1 protein-coding gene and 1 pseudogene are annotated in these 18,804 nt (G+C 72.5%); both read left to right on the top strand.

Features of this window, described 5'->3' with window-relative positions; translation table 11 throughout:
* The first annotated feature begins 20 nt into the window (after positions 1 to 20).
* A complete protein-coding gene (locus tag JNO44_RS00525; RefSeq protein WP_205360349.1) occupies positions 21 to 6,413 on the top strand; it encodes a type I polyketide synthase in 6,393 nt (2,130 codons plus the stop codon).
* Between the two features lie 36 nt (positions 6,414 to 6,449).
* A pseudogene (locus JNO44_RS00520) lies at positions 6,450 to 18,620 on the top strand (type I polyketide synthase); the annotation flags it as partial.
* Positions 18,621 to 18,804 lie beyond the last annotated feature (184 nt).

The following is an 18,804-nucleotide window of genomic DNA, read 5'->3' as shown; positions in this document are numbered from 1 at the left end:
CAGAGCGGAAAGAGCGGATCATGACCACATCCAGTGAAAGCGTCGTCGCAGCCCTCCGCGCCTCGCTGAAGGAAGCCGAGCACCTGCGCCGACAGAACCACAAGCTCGTCGCCGCGGCCACGGAACCGATCGCGATCGTGGCGATGGCCTGCCGGTACCCGGGCGGCGTGCAGTCGCCCGAGGACCTGTGGGAGCTCCTGGCCGCGGGCAAGGACGCGATCGGCGCGTTCCCCACGGACCGCGGCTGGGACCTGGACGCCCTGCGGGACGCCGGGGTCGACGCGCGCGGCAACGCCGTCAGCCAGGAAGGGGGCTTCCTCGACGGCGTGGGGGACTTCGACGCCGCGTTCTTCGGCATCTCCCCGCGCGAGGCCGTCACCATGGACCCGCAGCAGCGGCTGCTGCTGGAGACCTCCTGGGAGGCCATCGAGCGCGCCGGCATCGACCCGACCACCCTGCGCGGCAGCCGCACCGGTGTCTTCGTCGGCACCAACGGCCAGGACTACGCCTACCTGCTGGTGCGCTCGCTGGCCGACGCCACCGGCGACATCGGCACCGGAATCGCCGCCAGCGCCACGTCCGGCCGGCTCTCCTACACGCTGGGCCTGGAAGGCCCGGCGGTGACCGTCGACACGGCGTGCTCCTCCTCGCTCGTCGCCCTGCACACGGCGACCCACGCCCTGCGGGCCGAGGAGTGCTCGCTGGCCCTGGTCGGCGGAGTGAACGTGATGTCGTCCCCCGGCTCCCTGATGGAGTTCAGCCGGCAGGGCGGGCTGGCGGCCAACGGCCGGTGCAAGGCGTTCTCCGACGACGCCGACGGCACCGGCTGGTCCGAAGGCGTCGGCGTCCTCGTCATGGAGCGGCTGTCCGACGCCCGCCGCAACGGGCACCCCGTGCTCGCCGTCGTGCGGGGCTCGGCCGTCAACCAGGACGGCGCCTCCAACGGCTTCACCGCCCCCAGCGGCCCGGCGCAGCAGCGGGTGATCCGGCAGGCGCTGGCCGGCGCCGGTCTCTCGCCCTCGGACGTGGACCTGGTCGAGGCACACGGCACGGGCACGCCGCTGGGCGACCCGATCGAGGCCCAGGCGCTGCTGGCCACCTACGGCCAGGACCGCGACCCCGAACGCCCGCTGTTCCTCGGCTCGGTGAAGTCCAACCTCGGCCACACGCAGGCCGCGGCGGGAGTGGCGGGGATCATCAAAGTGATCCTGGCGCTGCGCAACGGTGTGCTGCCCCAGACGCTCCACGTGGACGAGCCGTCCTCGCACGTGGACTGGTCGTCCGGTGCGGTGGAGCTGCTGACGGAGTCCCGGGAGTGGCCCAGGGCCGACCGGCCGTGGCGGGCGGGGGTGTCGTCGTTCGGCATCAGCGGCACCAACGCCCACGTCATCATCGAACAGGCGGAGCAGGCCGAAGAGCCCGTGACGGAACCGCAGTGGGCGCCGACCGTCGTGCCGTGGTTGCTGTCCGCCAAGTCCGAACGGGCGCTGGCGGCCCAGATCGAGCGGATCTCGACGCACGGTGGCGCGCTGTCACCGGTGGACGTCGGCCGTTCGCTCGCCGCGGGCCGGTCGCTCTTCGAGCACCGCGCGGTGCTCCTGGCGCAGGGCCCCGACGGCGAACTGTCCGAGGCGGCTCGGGGCCGCACGGAGGCGGACCGCTCCCTCGCGGTGCTGTTCTCGGGGCAGGGTGCGCAGCGGGCGGGGATGGGTCGGGAGTTGTACGGCCGGTTCCCGGTGTTCGCCGAGGCGTTGGACGCGGTGCTGGAGCGTTTCGACGTCGGGCTTCGGGACGTGATGTTCGGTGACGCGGACGGTTTGGACGACACGGGTTTCACGCAGCCGGCGTTGTTCGCCGTCGAGGTGGCGTTGTTCCGGCTGGTGGAGTCTTGGGGGATCCGTCCGGATTTCGTGGCGGGGCATTCGATCGGTGAGGTCGCGGCGGCGCACGTGTCCGGGGTGTTGTCGCTGGATGACGCGTGTGTGTTGGTGGCGGCGCGGGCGCGGTTGATGCAGGCGTTGCCGGTGGGCGGGGCGATGGTGGCCGTGCAGGCGGCCGAGGAGGTGGTGGCGGCCCGGTTGGTCGATGGAGTGTCGATCGCGGCGGTCAACGGGCCCGAGGCGGTGGTTCTTTCGGGTACGGAGTCCCAGGTCTTGCGGATTTCGGAGGAGTTGGCGGCCGAGGGGCACAAGGCCCGGCGGCTTCCGGTCAGTCACGCCTTCCACTCGGCGTTGATGGAGCCGATGCTGGCGGACTTCCAACGGGTCGCCGAGGGGCTGACGTTCGAGGCACCGCAGATCCCGATCGTGTCGAACGTGACGGGGGAGGTGGCTGCTGCGGAGCTGGTGTGCTCACCTGGATATTGGGTGCGGCACGTGCGGGAGACGGTGCGGTTCGCGGACGGCGTGCGCGCCCTGGAGGGCGAAGGGGCTTCGGTCTTCCTGGAGTTGGGTCCCGACGGCGTGCTGTCGGCTATGGCGCAGGACGGGGCGGACGAGTCCGCGGTGTTCGTCAGTGCGCTGCGCAAGGACCGTGCCGAGGAACCGGCGTTGGCGACGGCGTTGGCGCGGTTGCACGTCACGGGGGTGGCGGTGGACTGGGCGGCGTGGTTCGCGGGCACCGGCGCCCGTCGCGTGGACCTGCCGACCTACCCGTTCGAGCACGAGCGGTACTGGCCCCGCCCGGCCGCGCTCGCCGGCGACGTGACCGCGGCGGGCCTCCAGCCCGCCGAACATCCGCTGCTGGGCGCCACGCTGACCCTCGCGGACTCCGGCGAGGTGGTGTGCACCGGCCGGCTGTCGTTGCAGGCGTACCCGTGGCTGGCCGACCACCGGATGGGCGGCAGCGTCCTCTTCCCGGCCACCGGATTCCTGGAGCTGGCCATGCGCGCCGGCGACCAGGTCGGCTGCGACCGGGTCGAGGAGTTCCTCTTGCTGACGCCCCTGGTGCTCACGGACGAGAGCGCCGCGCAGGTCCAGGTGGTGGTCGGCGCCCCGGACGAAGCGGGGGCCCGGACGATCTCGGTGCACTCGCGCGCCGACGGTCCGGTCGACCAGCCGTGGGTCCAGCACGCTCAGGGCACCCTGACCAGTGGCGAGCGGATCGTGGACTTCGGCTCTGAGGTCTGGCCGCCGCAGGCCGCCGCGGCCGTGGACCTGGCCGGCTTCTACGACGGGACCGGCTACGGTCCGGCCTTCCAGGGCCTGCGCTCGGTCCGGCAGTGCGCGGACGGGGCCTACGTCGAGGTGGCGCTCCCGGCCGAGGCCGCCGAGCAGGCGGGTTCCTTCGGGATCCATCCGGCGCTGCTGGACGCGGTGCTCCAGTCCCACCGGTTGGCCGGCGTCGGCAGCGAGCAGGAGGATTCCCTGCCGTTCGCCTGGCGGGGCGTGTCGCTGCACGCCGGGGGAGCCGCGGCGCTGCGGGCCCGGGTGCTGAAGACCGGCGACGACTCGGTGTCGATCGCGGCCGTCGACGTCGAAGGCGCCCCCGTACTGTCCGCGGAGGCGATGGTGATCCGCGCCTACCAGGCCCCCGACGGCGGTCGCGCCGGGCAGCGCGGCGCGGAGGACGGCCTGCTGCTGTCGCTGGACTGGACGGCGGCGCCCGAGGCGGAACCCACCGAGGTCCGGTGCGTGTCCTTGGGCGCCGACGAGTTGGGCGTGGGTGCCTCGGTCACGTCCCTGGCGGACCTGACCGGAGACGAGGACTTCGTGCTGGTCCCCGTGTCCGGTGCGGCGGCCGGCGACGTGCCCGCCGCGGCGCACGCGCTGGCGGCCCGGGCCCTGGAAGTGCTTCAGGACTGGCTCGACCGGGAGGAATCCACCTCGTCCCGCCTGGTGTTCGTCACCCGCGGTGCGGTCTCCGCCGAGGAGGGGGAGGCCGTACGGGACGTGGCCGCGGGCGTGGTCTGGGGCCTGGTGCGCTCGGCGCAGTCGGAGAACCCCGGACGGTTCGTGCTGCTTGACATCGAGGACGAGCGGGACGAGGCGGTCGCCGAGGCGCTCGGGGACCTGCCGGGCCTGCTGGCCACCGACGACGCTCAGTTCGTGGTCCGCGACGGTGCCGTCCGGGTGGCGCGCCTGGCTCCGCTGGGCAGCGGTGCGGGGCTGTTGCCGCCGGCCGACGTGCCGTGGCGGCTGGACAGTGCGGCCAAGGGCAGCCTGGACAACCTGGTCCTCGCCCCCTGCCCGGAGATCCTGGAGCCCCTCACCGAGGGCCAGGTCCGCATCCAGGTGCAGGCCGCCGGCGTCAACTTCCGCGACGTCCTGAACGCCCTGGGCATGTACCCGGGTGAGGCGGGCCTGTTGGGGGCCGAGGCCGCCGGTGTGGTCACCGAGACCGGGCCCGGCGTGCACGGATTGCGCCCGGGCGACCGCGTCGCGGGCATGGTCTTCGGTGGCTACGGCCCGGTCGCGGTGACCGACCAGCGACTGTTGGCACCCCTTCCCGAGAACTGGACGGCGGAGCAGGCGGCTTCGATGCCGCTGGTCTTCCTGACCGCGTTCTACGCGCTGAAGGACCTCGCCGACCTCCGGCCCGGTCAGTCGATCCTCGTGCACGCCGGGGCCGGTGGTGTGGGCATGGCGGCGATCCAGCTGGCCCGGCACCTGGGGGCCGAGGTGTTCGCCACGGCCAGTGAGGGCAAGTGGGACACGCTGCGGGAGCTGGGCGTCGCCGACGACCACATCGCCTCCTCCCGCACGACCGACTTCGAGGAGCGTTTCCGGGCGGTCACCGGTGGCCGCGGCGTGGACGTCGTCCTCAACGCCCTGGCGGGCGAATTCGTCGACGCGTCCTTGCGGTTGACCGCCCCGGGCGGCCACTTCCTGGAGATGGGCAAGACCGACATTCGCGAGCCCGAGGCCGCCGCCCCGGTGCACTACAAGGCGTTCGACCTCGCCGACGCGGGCCCCGACCGGGTCCGGGAGATGCTCACCGCGTTGCTGGAGCTGTTCGGCCAGGACGCGTTGCGCCCGCTGCCGGTGGTGACCTGGGACGTGCGGCGGGCGCCGGAGGCGTTCCGGTTCATGAGTCGGGCGCAGCACGTCGGGAAGATCGTGCTGACCCTGCCGCGTGCCTGGGATCCGGACGGCACGGTGTTGATCACCGGCGGTACCGGTGCGCTGGGCGGCGAGTTGGCCCGGCATCTGGTGACCGAGCGGGGCGTACGGCACCTGCTGCTGGTCAGCCGCGGCGGCCCGGATGCGCCCGGCGCGCGCGAACTGCGGGCGGAACTCGTCGCCCTCGGCGCCGAGGTGACCCTGCGCGCGTGCGACGTGGCCGACCGCGCGGCGGTGTCCGCGGCGGTGGACGCGGTGCCCGCCGCCCACCCCCTGACCGCGGTGATCCACACCGCCGGTGTCCTGGACGACGGCGTGGTGGCGTCGTTGACGCCCGAGCGGCTGTCGGCCGTCCTGCGTCCGAAGGTGGACGCTGCCTGGCACCTGCACGAGGTCACCAAGGACCTCGACCTCGCCGCGTTCGTGCTGTACTCCTCCGTCTCGGGTGTGCTCGGCACGTCGGGACAGGGCAACTACGCCGCGGGCAACGTCTTCCTCGACGCGCTGGCCCGCCACCGCACGGCACAGGGCCTGCCGGCCCAGTCCCTGTCCTGGGGCGCCTGGGCCCCGAGCGGCGGCATGACCGCCACCCTGTCCGACGTCGACGTCCAGCGGATCGCCTCTGCCGGAGCCACGCCCCTGACAGTCGAGCGGGGACTGGCGCTGCTCGACGCAGCCACCGCGACCGACGGGGCCCACCTCGTACCCATCGGACCGGTCACCACCGGCCCCCGGGACCGCGGCACCGTACCTGCGGTGCTGCGGGGCCTGGTCAAGGGCGCCCGCCGGACGGCAGCGGGCGGCGCGGGCGGTGCCGAGGCGGCCGCGACGCTCGGCCACCGGCTGCGGGCGGCACGAGCGGAGGAACGTCCCCGCATGATGACCGACCTCGTACGGACCGAGGCCGCCGCCGTGCTCGGGCACGCCTCGGCCAAGGCGATCGACACCCGGCGGGAGTTCAACGACCTCGGCTTCGATTCGCTGACCTCTGTCGAACTCCGCAACAGGCTCTCCACCGCCACAGGTCTGCGCCTGTCCGCCACTCTCGTCTTCGACTACCCCAACCCCGCCGCACTCGCCGAACACCTCGTCTCGCAGCTCGTGGACGAGTCCGCCACGGGCCCGGACCTCCTCGCCGAGCTGGCCCGGCTCGACTCCGCGCTCGCCGCCAGCGAGCCCGACGCCCGTACCAGGGCCTCCGTCGCCTCCCGTCTGGCGCAGATCCTGGAGGACTGGCGCGGGACCCCGGCCGAGGAGGACGACGCGCAGGTCTCCGAGCGGATCGAATCCGCCAGCACCGACGAGATCTTCGCCTTCATCGACAACGAGCTCGGCCGGCAGAGCGAACTCTGAGTCAGACCCACGCATTTACACGGAAGGTTCCACGTCATGCCGAACGACAAGAAGCTCGTCGACTACCTCAAGTGGGTCACGAACGACTTGCACCAGACCCGCCAGCGGCTGCGGGAGGCCGAGTCCGCCAAGCAGGAGCCGATAGCCATCGTCGGCATGTCCTGCCGGCTGCCGGGCGGAATACGCTCGCCGGAAGACCTCTGGCAGTTGTTGGACGACGGTCGCGACGGCATCTCGGCATTCCCCACGGACCGTGGCTGGAACCTTGACATTCTCAGCGGTGACGGAGGGGGCAGCAGCGCCACCGCCGAAGGCGGGTTCGTCGACGCCGCCTCGTTCGACGCGGGCTTCTTCGGCATCTCGCCCCGTGAAGCCGTGGCGATGGACCCGCAGCAGCGGCTGCTGCTGGAGACCTCCTGGGAAGCACTGGAGCGCGCCGGCATCGACCCGGTCTCCCTGCGGGGCACCCGGACCGGTGTCTTCGTGGGCACGAGCGGCGTCGACTACATCAACGCCGTACTGAACTCCCGCGAGGACATCGAGGGCCACGGCAGCACCGGGCTCGCGGGCAGCATCCTGTCCGGCCGGCTGTCCTACACGTTCGGCCTGGAGGGCCCGGCCCTCACCGTCGACACCGCCTGCTCGTCCTCGCTCGTCTCGCTCCACCTGGCGGCCCACGCACTGCGCACCGGTGAGTGCACGCTGGCACTGGCCGGCGGTGTGACGGTGATGTCGACGCCGATGAGCTTCGCCGGATTCACCCGGCAGGGCGGGCTGGCGTCGGACGGCCGGTGCAAGGCGTTCTCCGACGACGCCGACGGCACCGGATGGTCCGAAGGCGTCGGCATCGTCGTCGTGGAGCGCCTCTCCGACGCCCGCCGCAACGGACACCAGATCCTCGCCGTCGTCCGCGGCTCGGCCGTCAACCAGGACGGCGCCTCCAACGGCCTGATGGCACCCAACGGCCCGTCCCAGCAACGGGTGATCCAGCAGGCCCTGGCGAGCGCCGGTCTCTCGCCTTCGGACGTGGACGCCGTCGAGGCCCACGGCACCGGCACGACCCTGGGCGACCCGATCGAGGCCCAGGCCCTGTTGGCCGCCTACGGCCAGGACCGCGACCCCGAGCGGCCGCTGTTCCTCGGCTCGGTGAAGTCCAACCTCGGCCACACACAGGCGGCCGCCGGTGCGGCGGGACTCATCAAGATGGTCCTGGCGCTGCGGCACGGCGTCCTGCCCAAGACGCTGAACGCCGAGGTGCCGTCTTCGCACGTGGACTGGGAATCCGGTGCGGTGGAGCTGCTGACGGAGTCCCGGGAGTGGCCCGTGGCCGATCGGCCGTGGCGGGCGGGGGTGTCGTCGTTCGGCATCAGCGGCACCAATGCCCACGTCATCATCGAGCAGGCGCCGCTCGCCGAGGAACCCGGCGAGCAGGACGAGAGCGAGCCGAAGACCGCCCCCGAGACCGTTCCCCAGCTTGCGCCGACGGTCGTGCCGTGGCTGCTGTCGGGCAAGTCCGAGGAGGCACTGGCCGCTCAGCGCGAGCAGATCACCGCGCTGACCGGCCCGTCGCCGATCGACCTGGGATTCTCGCTGGCGACCACCCGGGCGCACCTGGAGCACCGTGTGGTACTGCTGGCCGAGGGCGACGAGACCGTCGAGGTGGCCCGCGGCTTCGCCGAGGACACAGTCGGAAAGACCGCGGTGCTGTTCTCGGGGCAGGGCGCACAGCGGGTGGGGATGGGCCGGGAGCTGTACGGCCGGTTCCCGGTGTTCGCCGAGGCGCTGGACGCGGTCCTGGGGCAGTTCGACGGCGAGCTGCGCGATCTGCGTGCGGTGATGTTCGGTGACGCGGAGGGGCTGGACGAGACGGGTTTCACTCAGCCGGCGTTGTTCGCGGTCGAGGTGGCGTTGTTCCGGTTGGTGGAGTCCTGGGGTGTCCGGCCGGACTTCGTGGCGGGGCATTCGATCGGTGAGGTCGCGGCGGCGCATGTGGCGGGGGTGTTGTCGCTGGACGACGCGTGTGTGCTGGTGGCGGCGCGGGCCCGGCTGATGCAGGCGCTCCCTGTGGGCGGGGCGATGGTGGCCGTCCAGGCAGCCGAGGACGACGTGGCGGGGTGGCTGGTCGACGGGGTGTCGATCGCGGCGGTCAACGGCCCCGAGGCGGTGGTGCTCGCCGGTGAAGAGGACGCGGTGCTCCGGGTGGCCGGGGAGCTGGCGGCCGAAGGACGCAAGACGCAGCGGTTGTCGGTGAGCCATGCCTTCCACTCGGTGTTGATGGAGCCGATGCTGGAGGAGTTCCGGCGAGTGGCCGAGAGGCTGTCGTTCAAGGCGCCGGAGATCCCCATGGTGTCCAACGTGACCGGGGAGCTCGCCTCCGAGGAGCTGGTGTGCTCGGCGGAGTACTGGGTGCGGCATGTGCGGGAGACGGTGCGTTTCGCGGACGGTATCCGTGCCCTTGAGGCCGAAGGTGCCTCGGTCTTCTTGGAGTTGGGTCCCGATGGCGTGTTGACGGCGATGGCGCAGCATGGTGCGGACGAGTCCGCGGTGTTCGTCAGTGCGCTGCGCAAGGACCGTGCCGAGGAGTCTGCGCTGGTGACGGCGTTGGCGCGGCTGCATGTCGCGGGTGTGGCGGTGGACTGGGCGGCATGGTTCGCGGGCATGGGGGCCCGTCGTGTGGACCTGCCGACCTATCCCTTCCAGCACGAGCGGTACTGGCCCCGGCCCGCCGCGCTCTCCGGGGACGTGACCGGCGCGGGTCTTCGGCCCGCGGAGCATCCGCTGCTGGGCGTGACCCTCACTCTTGCCGACTCCGGGGAGGTGGTGTTCACGGGCCGGCTGTCGTTGCAGGCGTATCCGTGGCTGGCTGACCACAAGGTGGGCGGCAGCGTTCTCTTCCCGGCGACCGGTTTCCTGGAGCTGGCCATGCGCGCCGGTGACCAGGTCGGCTGCGACCGGATCGACGAGTTCGTCCTGCTCGCGCCCCTGACACTTATGGAGGACGGCGCCGCACAGGTTCAGGTGCTGGTCGGTGCCCCGGACGAGACGGGCGTCCGGACGATCTCGGTGCACTCGCGGGCCGACGGGCCCGCCGACCAGCCCTGGGTCCAGCACGCCCACGGCACCCTGACCGGCGGTGAGCGGATCGCGGACTTCGCATCCCAGGTCTGGCCGCCGCAGGACGCGGTGGTCGTGGACCTGGAGGGTTTCTACGACGGGACCGGTTACGGCCCGGCCTTCCAGGGCCTGCGCGCCGTGTGGCGGCGTGGGGACGAGGTCTTCGTCGAGGCCGCGCTGCCGGCCCAGGCCGCAGAGGAGGCCGGGGCCTTCGGGATCCATCCGGCGCTGCTGGACGCGGTGCTCCAGTCCCACCGGCTGGCCGGGGTCGGCAGCGAGCAGGAACTCCTGCTGCCGTTCGCCTGGCGGGGTGTGTCGCTGCACGCCGGGGGAGCGGCGGTGCTGCGGGCCCGGGTGGTGAAGACCGGCGACGACTCGGTGTCGATCGCGGCCGTCGACGTCGAGGGCGCCCCCGTCCTGTCCGCCGAGGCGCTCGTCCTCCGCGGTCAAGTGGGCGCTGCGGCAACCTCGTTGATGACACAACGTCGCGCGGAGTACGACGCGTTGCTGTCGCTGGACTGGGTGGCGGCGCCGGAGGTGCAGCCCGCCGAGGTGCGGTGTGTGTCCCTGGGAGCCGATGAGTTGGGTGTGGGCGCGTCGGTCGCTTCCCTGGCGGACCTGACGGGGGACGAGGACCTCGTGGTGGTTCCCGTGTCCGGTGGGACGGGTGACGACGTGCCCGCCGCGGCACACGCACTCACCTCCCGGGTCCTTGGCCTGCTCCAGGAGTGGGCGGGCCGGGAGGGGCCTGCCGGCGCGCGTCTGGTGTTCGTCACGCGTGGTGCCGTCTCCGCCGTCGAGGGCGAGTTGGTACGGGATGTGGCCGCGGGTGCGGTGTGGGGCCTGGTGCGTTCGGCGCAGTCGGAGAACCCCGGGCGGATCGTGCTGCTGGATCTCGAAGACGGGCGGGACGAGGATGCCGCCGGGGTGCTGGGGGGCCTGCCGGGTCTGCTGGCCACCGACGATGCGCAGTTCGTGGTCCGCGACGGCGCGGTCCGGGTGGCGCGGCTGGCTCCGCTCGGCAGTGGCGCGGGGCTGTTGCCGCCCGCGGACGTGCCGTGGCGGCTGAGCAGTGCGGCCAAGGGCAGTCTGGACAACCTGGTCCTCGCGCCGTGCCCGGAGATCCTGGAGCCCCTCACCGAGGGCCAGGTCCGTGTCCAGGTGCAGGCCGCCGGCGTCAACTTCCGCGACGTCCTGGACGCCCTGGGCATGTACCCGGGCGAGGCCGGGCTGTTGGGGGCCGAGGCCGCCGGTGTGGTCACCGAGACCGGGCCCGGCGTGCGCGGGCTGCAGCCGGGCGACCGCGTGACCGGCCTGGTCTTCGGCGGCTTCGGCCCGGAGGCCGTCGCCGATGAGCGGCTGCTGACCCGCATCCCCGAGGGTTGGTCGGCCGCCCAGGCCGCCTCCGTACCGATGGTCTTCCTCACCGCCTACTACGCCTTGAAGGACCTCGCCGACCTCCGGCCCGGTCAGTCGATCCTCGTGCACGCCGGGGCCGGTGGTGTGGGCATGGCGGCGATCCAGCTGGCCCGGCACCTGGGGGCCGAGGTGTTCGCCACGGCCAGTGAGGGCAAGTGGGACACGCTGCGGGAGCTGGGCGTCGCCGACGACCACATCGCCTCCTCCCGCACGACCGACTTCGAGGAGCGTTTCCGGGCGGTCACCGGTGGCCGCGGCGTGGACGTCGTCCTCAACGCCCTGGCGGGCGAATTCGTCGACGCGTCCTTGCGGTTGACCGCCCCGGGCGGCCACTTCCTGGAGATGGGCCAGACGGACATCCGTGACGCCGGGTCCGCCGCCGGGGTGCACTACCGCGCCTTCGACCTCGCGGAAGCGGGTCCGGAACATACCCGGGACATGCTCGGTGCCTTGCTGGAGTTGTTCGCCCAGGACGCGTTGCGCCCGCTGCCGGTGGTGACCTGGGACGTGCGGCGGGCGCCGGAGGCGTTCCGGTTCATGAGCCGGGCGCAGCACGTCGGGAAGATCGTGCTGACCCTGCCGCGTGCCTGGGACCCGGACGGCACGGTGTTGATCACCGGCGGTACCGGTGCGCTGGGCGGCGAGTTGGCCCGGCATCTGGTGACCGAGCGGGGCGTACGGCACCTGCTGCTGGTCAGCCGCGGCGGCCCGGATGCGCCCGGCGCGCGCGAACTGCGGGCGGAACTGGCCGGGCACGGCGCCGAGGTGACCGTCCACGCGTGCGACGTGGCCGAGCGGGAGGCGGTGGCCGCGGTGGTGGACGCGGTGCCCGCCGCCCACCCCCTGACCGCGGTGATCCATACCGCCGGTGTCCTGGACGACGGCGTGGTGGCGTCGTTGACGCCCGAGCGGCTGTCGGCCGTCCTGCGTCCGAAGGTGGACGCTGCCTGGCACCTGCACGAGGTCACCAAGGACCTCGACCTCGCCGCGTTCGTGCTGTACTCGTCCGTCTCGGGCGTCACGGGGAGCGCCGGTCACGGCGGCTACGCCGCGGGCAACGTCTTCCTCGACGCGCTGGCCCGCCACCGCACGGCACAGGGCCTGCCGGCCCAGTCCCTCGCGTGGGGTGCCTGGGCGCAGAAGGACGGGATCGCGCGGGCGTCGTCCACCGCGGAACCGGAGCGGATCGCGTCGCTGGACGTGCCGCCGCTGTCGGCCGAGCGGGGACTGGCGCTGTTCGACGCAGCCACCGCGACCGACCAGGCGCACCTGGTCCCGGTCGGGCCACTGGCCCCCGGTGACCGGAACCGAGGCACCGTTCCTCCGGTGCTGCGGAGCCTGGTCAAGGGAGCCCGCCGCACGGCCGCTGCCGGCGGCACCGAAGCGGCCCTGCGACTGACTCGCCGGTTGACGGCGCTGACCGCGGACGAGCGGAGCGCCTCCACGGTCGATCTCGTACGGACCGAGGCCGCCGCCGTGCTCGGGCACGCCTCGGCCAAGGCGATCGACACCCGGCGGGACTTCCACGACCTGGGCTTCGACTCGCTGACCGCCGTCGAACTCCGCAACCGGCTCGCCACGGCCACCGGCCTGCGACTGCCCGCCACCCTCGTCTTCGACTACCCCAACCCCACCGCACTCGCCGCCCACCTCGTCGCCGTCCTCCTCGACGAGCACGACGAGACTCACGCTCCCACCGCGATCAGCACGGCGTCCGCCGACGATCCGGTCGCCATCGTCGGCATGGCCTGCCGGCTGCCCGGCGGCGTGCGGTCCCCGGAGGACCTGTGGCGGCTCGTCGTCGACGGGCGCGACGGCATCTCCGCCTTCCCGACGGACCGGGGCTGGGATCTGGAGACCCTGCTGGGCGGGGCGGAGGGCGACCAGGGGCGCAGTTCCTCCTCCCGGGGCGGCTTCCTGGACGACCTCGGCGACTTCGACGCCCCCTTCTTCGGCATCTCCCCTCGCGAAGCCATGGCGATGGACCCGCAGCAGCGGCTGATGCTGGAGACCTCCTGGGAGGCCATCGAGCGGGCCGGCATCGACCCGTTGTCCCTTCGGGGCACCGAGACCGGCGTCTTCGTCGGCACCAGCGGCTCCGACTACGGCAGCATCCTGATGAACTCCAGTGAGGACGTCGAGGCCCATGCCAGCACCGGGCTCGCGGGCAGTGTCCTCTCCGGGCGGCTGTCCTACACGTTCGGTCTGGAGGGCCCGGCCCTCACCGTCGACACCGCCTGCTCGTCCTCGCTCGTCTCGCTCCACCTGGCGGCCCACGCACTGCGCAGCGGCGAGTGCTCGCTGGCGCTGGCCGGCGGTGTGACGCTGCTGTCCACGCCGATGAGCATCGCTGGTTTCAGCAGGCAGGGCGCGCTGGCGTCGGACGGCCGGTGCAAGGCGTTCTCCGACGACGCCGACGGTACGAGCTGGGCCGAAGGCGTCGGCGTGGTCGTCCTTGAGCGGCTGTCCGACGCCCGCCGCAACGGACACGAGATCCTCGCCGTCGTCCGCGGCTCGGCCGTCAACCAGGACGGCGCCTCCAACGGCCTGACGGCACCCAACGGTCCGGCCCAGCAGCACGTCATCCGCCAGGCACTGGCGAGCGCCGGTCTCACCACCAGCGAGGTGGACGCCGTCGAGGCGCACGGCACCGGCACCTCGCTGGGCGACCCGATCGAGGCGCAGGCGCTGCTCGCCACCTACGGTCAGGACCGGGCCGAGGGACAGCCGCTGATGCTGGGCTCGCTCAAGTCGAACATCGGCCACACCATGGCGGCGGCCGGCGTCTCCGGGGTCATCAAGATGGTCCTGGCGCTGCGACACGGTGTACTGCCGCGCTCCCTCTACATCGGCACGCCGTCCTCGCACGTCGACTGGACGGCGGGCGACGTCAAGCTCCTCACGGAGCAGACCGACTGGCCGGACACCGGACGCCCGCGCCGCGGCGCGGTCTCCTCCTTCGGCATGAGCGGCACCAACGCCCACGCCATCCTCGAACAGGCACCGCAGAGCGTCGAGCTGCCGGACCGGGTCACCCGGCCCGTCGACCCGCAGGCCGTCCCGTGGCTCGTCTCGGGCAAGTCGCCCGGGGCGCTGGCCGACGGAATCGAGCAGCTCCGGAACTGGGTCGGCGAGCGGCCGGAACTCGCGCCGATCGATGTGGGCTTCTCGTTGGCCACCGGACGGCCGGTGTTCGCGCACCGCGCGGTGCTGCTGGCCGGTGACGAGGTGGCGCGCGGCACGGCCGAGGACCGCTCGCTGGCGATGCTCTTCCCGGGCCAGGGCGGACAGCGGGTCGGGATGGGCCGCGAGCTGTACCACCGGTTCCCGGTGTTCGCCGAGGCCCTGGACGCGGTACTGGCCCACTTCGACGACGAGTTGCGCGAGGTGATGCTCACCGACGCCGAGCGGCTGGACCGGACAGCGTTCACCCAGCCGGCCATGTTCGCCATCCAGGTGGGGCTGTTCCGGCTCGTCGAATCCTGGGGCGTCCGCCCCGACTTCGTCGGCGGGCACTCGTTCGGCGAGATCGCCGCCGCGCATGTCGCCGGGGTCCTCTCGTTGGCGGACGCCTGCACCTTGGTGGCCGCCCGCGGGCGGCTGATGAACACCCTTGAGGGACAGGGCGCCATCATGGTGGCGATCCAGGCGAGCGAGAAGGAGGCGACCGCGCGGCTCGTCGACGGCGTCTCGATCGCGGCGGTCAACGGACCGGAGTCCGTCGTCATCGCCGGCAACGGACCCGCCACGCAGCGCATCACCGAGGCGTTCGCCGCCGAGGGCCGCAAGACACGGCAGGTGGCGGTGCAGGTCGCCGGGCACTGCCCGCTGATGGACCCGATCCTGGACGACTTCCGCCAGGTGGCCGAGGGCCTCACCTACCAGGAGCCGCGCATTCCCCTGGTCTCGACCGTGACCGGCGAGCGCGCCTCGGACGACCTGATGCGCTGCGCCGACTACTGGGTCCGCAACGTCCGTGAACCCGTCCGCTTCGCCGACGCGGTACGCACCCTGGCCGCCGAGGACGTCACGGCCTTCCTGGAGCTGGGCCTCGACGGGGCACTGACCGGGATGGTCCCGCACAACGTGGACGGCACCGTCGTCGCCGTCAGTGCCCTGCGCAAGGACCGCCCCGAGGAGACGGCCCTGCTCGCCACCCTGGCGCAGCTGCACGTCGCCGGCGTCGACGCGGACTGGGCCAGGATCTTCGACGGCACCGGTGCCCGCCGCGTCGACGTTCCCACCTACCCGTTCCAGAGCCACCGCTACTGGCCGAAGCGGAGGGCACTGGCGGGCGATGTGACCTCCGCGGGCCTGCAGCCCACCGAGCACCCGCTGCTCGGCGCGGCGGTGCCCCTGGCGGACGGCGACGGCATGTTGTTCACCAGCCGTCTGTCGATGGAGACCCACCCCTGGCTCAGGGACCATATGGCGGGCGGCACGACCGTCTTCCCGGCATCCGGATTCGTCGAACTGGCCATCCGGGCCGGCGACCAGCTCGACTGCGACCGCGTCGCCGCACTCGCCCTCGACGCACCGCTGACCCTCACCGACGGCGCTGCCCTGGTGCTCCAGGTGTGGCTCGGCGCCCCCGACGACGAGGGCAACCGGCAGATCCGGTTCTACTCACGGCCCCAGGCCACGCCGGACGAACCGTGGACCCAGCACGCCACCGGCACCCTCGCCACCGGCGAGCACACCGCGGACTTCGACGCGTCCGTCTGGCCGCCCCAGGACGCCTCCGAGATCGACGTGGACGGCCACTACGACGGGACGGAGTTCGGCGCCGCCTTCCGCGGGCTGCAAGCGGCCTGGGTCCGCGGCGACGACACGTTCGTCGAAGCCGAACTCCCGGACGGCCTCGCCTCCGACGCCCCGTCCTTCGGCCTGCACCCCGCACTGCTCGAAGCCGTCCTGCATGCCACCGCCTTCAGCGACGTGGGCGACGAGGAGCACCTCTCCTACGCCGCTTCCTGGAACGACGTGTCGCTGCACGCCTCCGGGGCCTCGGCGGTACGGGCACGGATCACGAAGACCGGTGCGGACTCCGTCAGCGTCACGGCGGTCGATGCCGCCGGGGAACCCGTACTGTCGGCGCGCGACCTCACGCTGCGTGCCCTGGCGGAAGCACCCAAGCGCGCGGTCCGCAGCCGGCAGGAGAAGCTGCTGCGCCTGGAGTGGATCCCCATACCGCATGCGGAGGAGGCGCCGAGTGCCCGAAGCGCTGTCCTGGCGCCTCTGGGGGCCGCGTCGCTCGCCGACATCACGGGCACGCCGGACCTCGTCGTGGTCCCCGTGCCGCGTGCGGCGGACGGCTTCCCCAAGGTCGTGCACGAGCTGACGACACAGGCCCTGCTCCTGGTCCAGGAGTGGCTCGCCGACACACGCTTCGCCACGTCGCAACTGGTGTTCCTGACCGAGGGCGCGATCGACGGCGGTGACCTGACCGGTTCCGCCGTCTGGGGCCTGATGCGCTCCACGATGGCGGAGCACCCCGGCCGCTTCGTCCTGGCCGACGTCGAGGACGCCGGCGAGCACGGCGACGGTGGTGACGTGCAGCTGCTCCTCGCCGCCCTGCCGGGCCTGCTGCCCGGCGGAGAATGCCAGTTCGCCGTACGCGACAAGGCGGTACGCATGGCACGGCTGGCCTGGCTGCCCGCAGACGCCGAGACCAGGTCGCCGGAGTGGGACCCCGAAGGGACCGTACTGATCACCGGCGGCACCGGCGGGCTGGGCGTCGTGCTCGCCCGGCATCTGGCCACGACCGGCACCCGACACCTGCTGCTGGTCAGCCGCAGCGGCCCGGCGGCACAGGGAGCGGCTGAACTGGCCGACGAGCTACGGGCCTTGGGCGCGCAGACCACGATCGTGGCCTGCGACACGGCGGACCCGGAAGCGCTCGCCGGCCTCCTGGCCGACATCCCGGCCGAGCACCCGCTGACCGCGGTCGTCCACCTCGCCGGCATCCTCGACGACGGCGTGGTCACCGCCCTGACCCCCGAGCGCCTGACACCGGTGCTGCGGCCGAAGGTGGATGCCGCCTGGCATCTGCACGAGGCCACCAAGGACCTCGACCTCGCCGCGTTCATCATGTACTCCTCGGTCTCCGGCACGCTGGGCGCCGCGGGCACGTCCAACTACGCCGCCGCGAACGCCTTCCTCGACGGCCTGGTCCAACACCGCGTCGCCCTGGGCCTGCCGGGCCAGTCGCTCGTATGGGGCCACTGGGACGTCGGCGGCATGATCGGGGCGCTGAACCCCGCCTTCGTGGAGCGCATGCGAGGCAACGGTATGGCGCCGCTCTCCGAGGAGGAGGGCATGGAACTGTTCGACGCCGCGCGCGGCCTCACCGAGCCCGTCCTGATGGCGGTCAGCCTGATCCCCAACGTCCGAGCGCCGCTGGCCGAGATTCCCCCGATGTTCCGCGGCCTGGTCCGCCAGAGCAGGCGGACCGCCTCGAACGCCACGAGCACGTCCGGCACCCCGGCCACCTTCGCCCAGAAGCTGCTGGAGATGCCGGAAGGGGCGCGCGTCGGCCACATTGTCGACCTCGTCCGAGGCGAGGCCGCGCTCATCCTCGGCTACGCGTCCGCGGCGGACATCGAGCCCGGCCGGGACTTCTACGAACTCGGCCTCGACTCGCTGACCTCGATCGAACTGCGCAACCGGCTCGCCACGGCCACCGGGTTGCAACTGCCGGCGACGCTGGTCTTCGACACCAAGACCCCCGCCGACCTCGGCGCACGGCTGCGCAGCGAATTCGCCGCACAGCCAGGGCTCGCCGGCTCCACGTCCGAGGGGGGCCTCCTCCTTGCCGGGCCGGAACCCGACTCGCTGGAGCGGTTGTTCATCGAAGCCATGGACAACGGCAACTTCCCGGAGGTCAGGCTCATGCTGCGGGCCCTGACCGGCCTGCGCCGGAACTTCGAGAACACGGCCGAGCTGGAGGAACTGCCGCTGCCGACCACGCTCGCCGAAGGCCCCGCCGAACCGCGGATGATCTGCATCAGCACGCCCACCGCCAACGGCGGCGTCCACGAGTACGCCAGGTTCGCCGCACCCTTCCGGGGCGAACGGCACGTCTGCGCGCTGCCCCTGGTCGGTTTTGCCGCCGGGGAACGGCTGCCGACCACGGTGGCGACCGCGGTCAGGACCATCGCGGAGAGCGCCCTGCGCGCGAGCGACGGCAAGCCCTTCATCCTGGCCGGGCACTCCTCCGGCGGTACGTACGCCTACGCCGCCGCCGGGCTGCTGGAGGCCACCTGGGGCATCAGGCCGGAAGCCGTGGTGCTGCTGGACTCGGTCAGCATTCGGCACGACGACAACGAGGAGATCGACTACGACCGGCAGATGCACAGCAACTTCGTGGACAACGAGGAATCGCCGGTGCGGATGACGAACTCCAGGCTGTCCGGCATGGCGCGGTGGATGAACCTGCTCAGCCAACTGGACGTGTCGCACACGACCGCCCCCGTGCTGGTCGTCCGCGCCACGCAGGAGTCCGTCGGCATGGAGGCCATCGCGGCCGGCGCGGTCAACGAGACGAAGAGCAAGGCGTTCCCGACGGCCGAGCTGCGCCTCGTGGCAGCCGACCACTTCTCCATGGTGCGTGACGACGCCCCGGAGACCGCCCGGATCGTCAAGGAATGGCTGGCCTCGCTCGACACCGAGTGACCCGGCCGTAGTGCGCGGTGCCCGGCGGGCGGCCACCAGGCCGCCCGCCGCGGCGCGTTCCCACACCCACCCCACCGCACATCCCGGCACTCAACTACGGAAACCCGCAGTCCACCTTCTGGAAGATGGTGGGGTACCGGTCGGACGTGCGTGTCGACGCTCTCTTTTCCAAGTCCGGCATTCC

It is taken from the genome of Streptomyces noursei (assembly GCF_016917755.1).
GTDB lineage: Bacteria > Actinomycetota > Actinomycetes > Streptomycetales > Streptomycetaceae > Streptomyces > Streptomyces yunnanensis.
This window is presented reverse-complemented; position numbering and strand designations above follow the sequence as displayed.

Bases quoted from the DNA above. Each gene is read 5' to 3' on its own strand.
- JNO44_RS00525 (WP_205360349.1), top strand. From the start codon at position 21: ATGACCACATCCAGTGAAAGCGTCGTCGCAGCCCTCCGCGCCTCGCTG.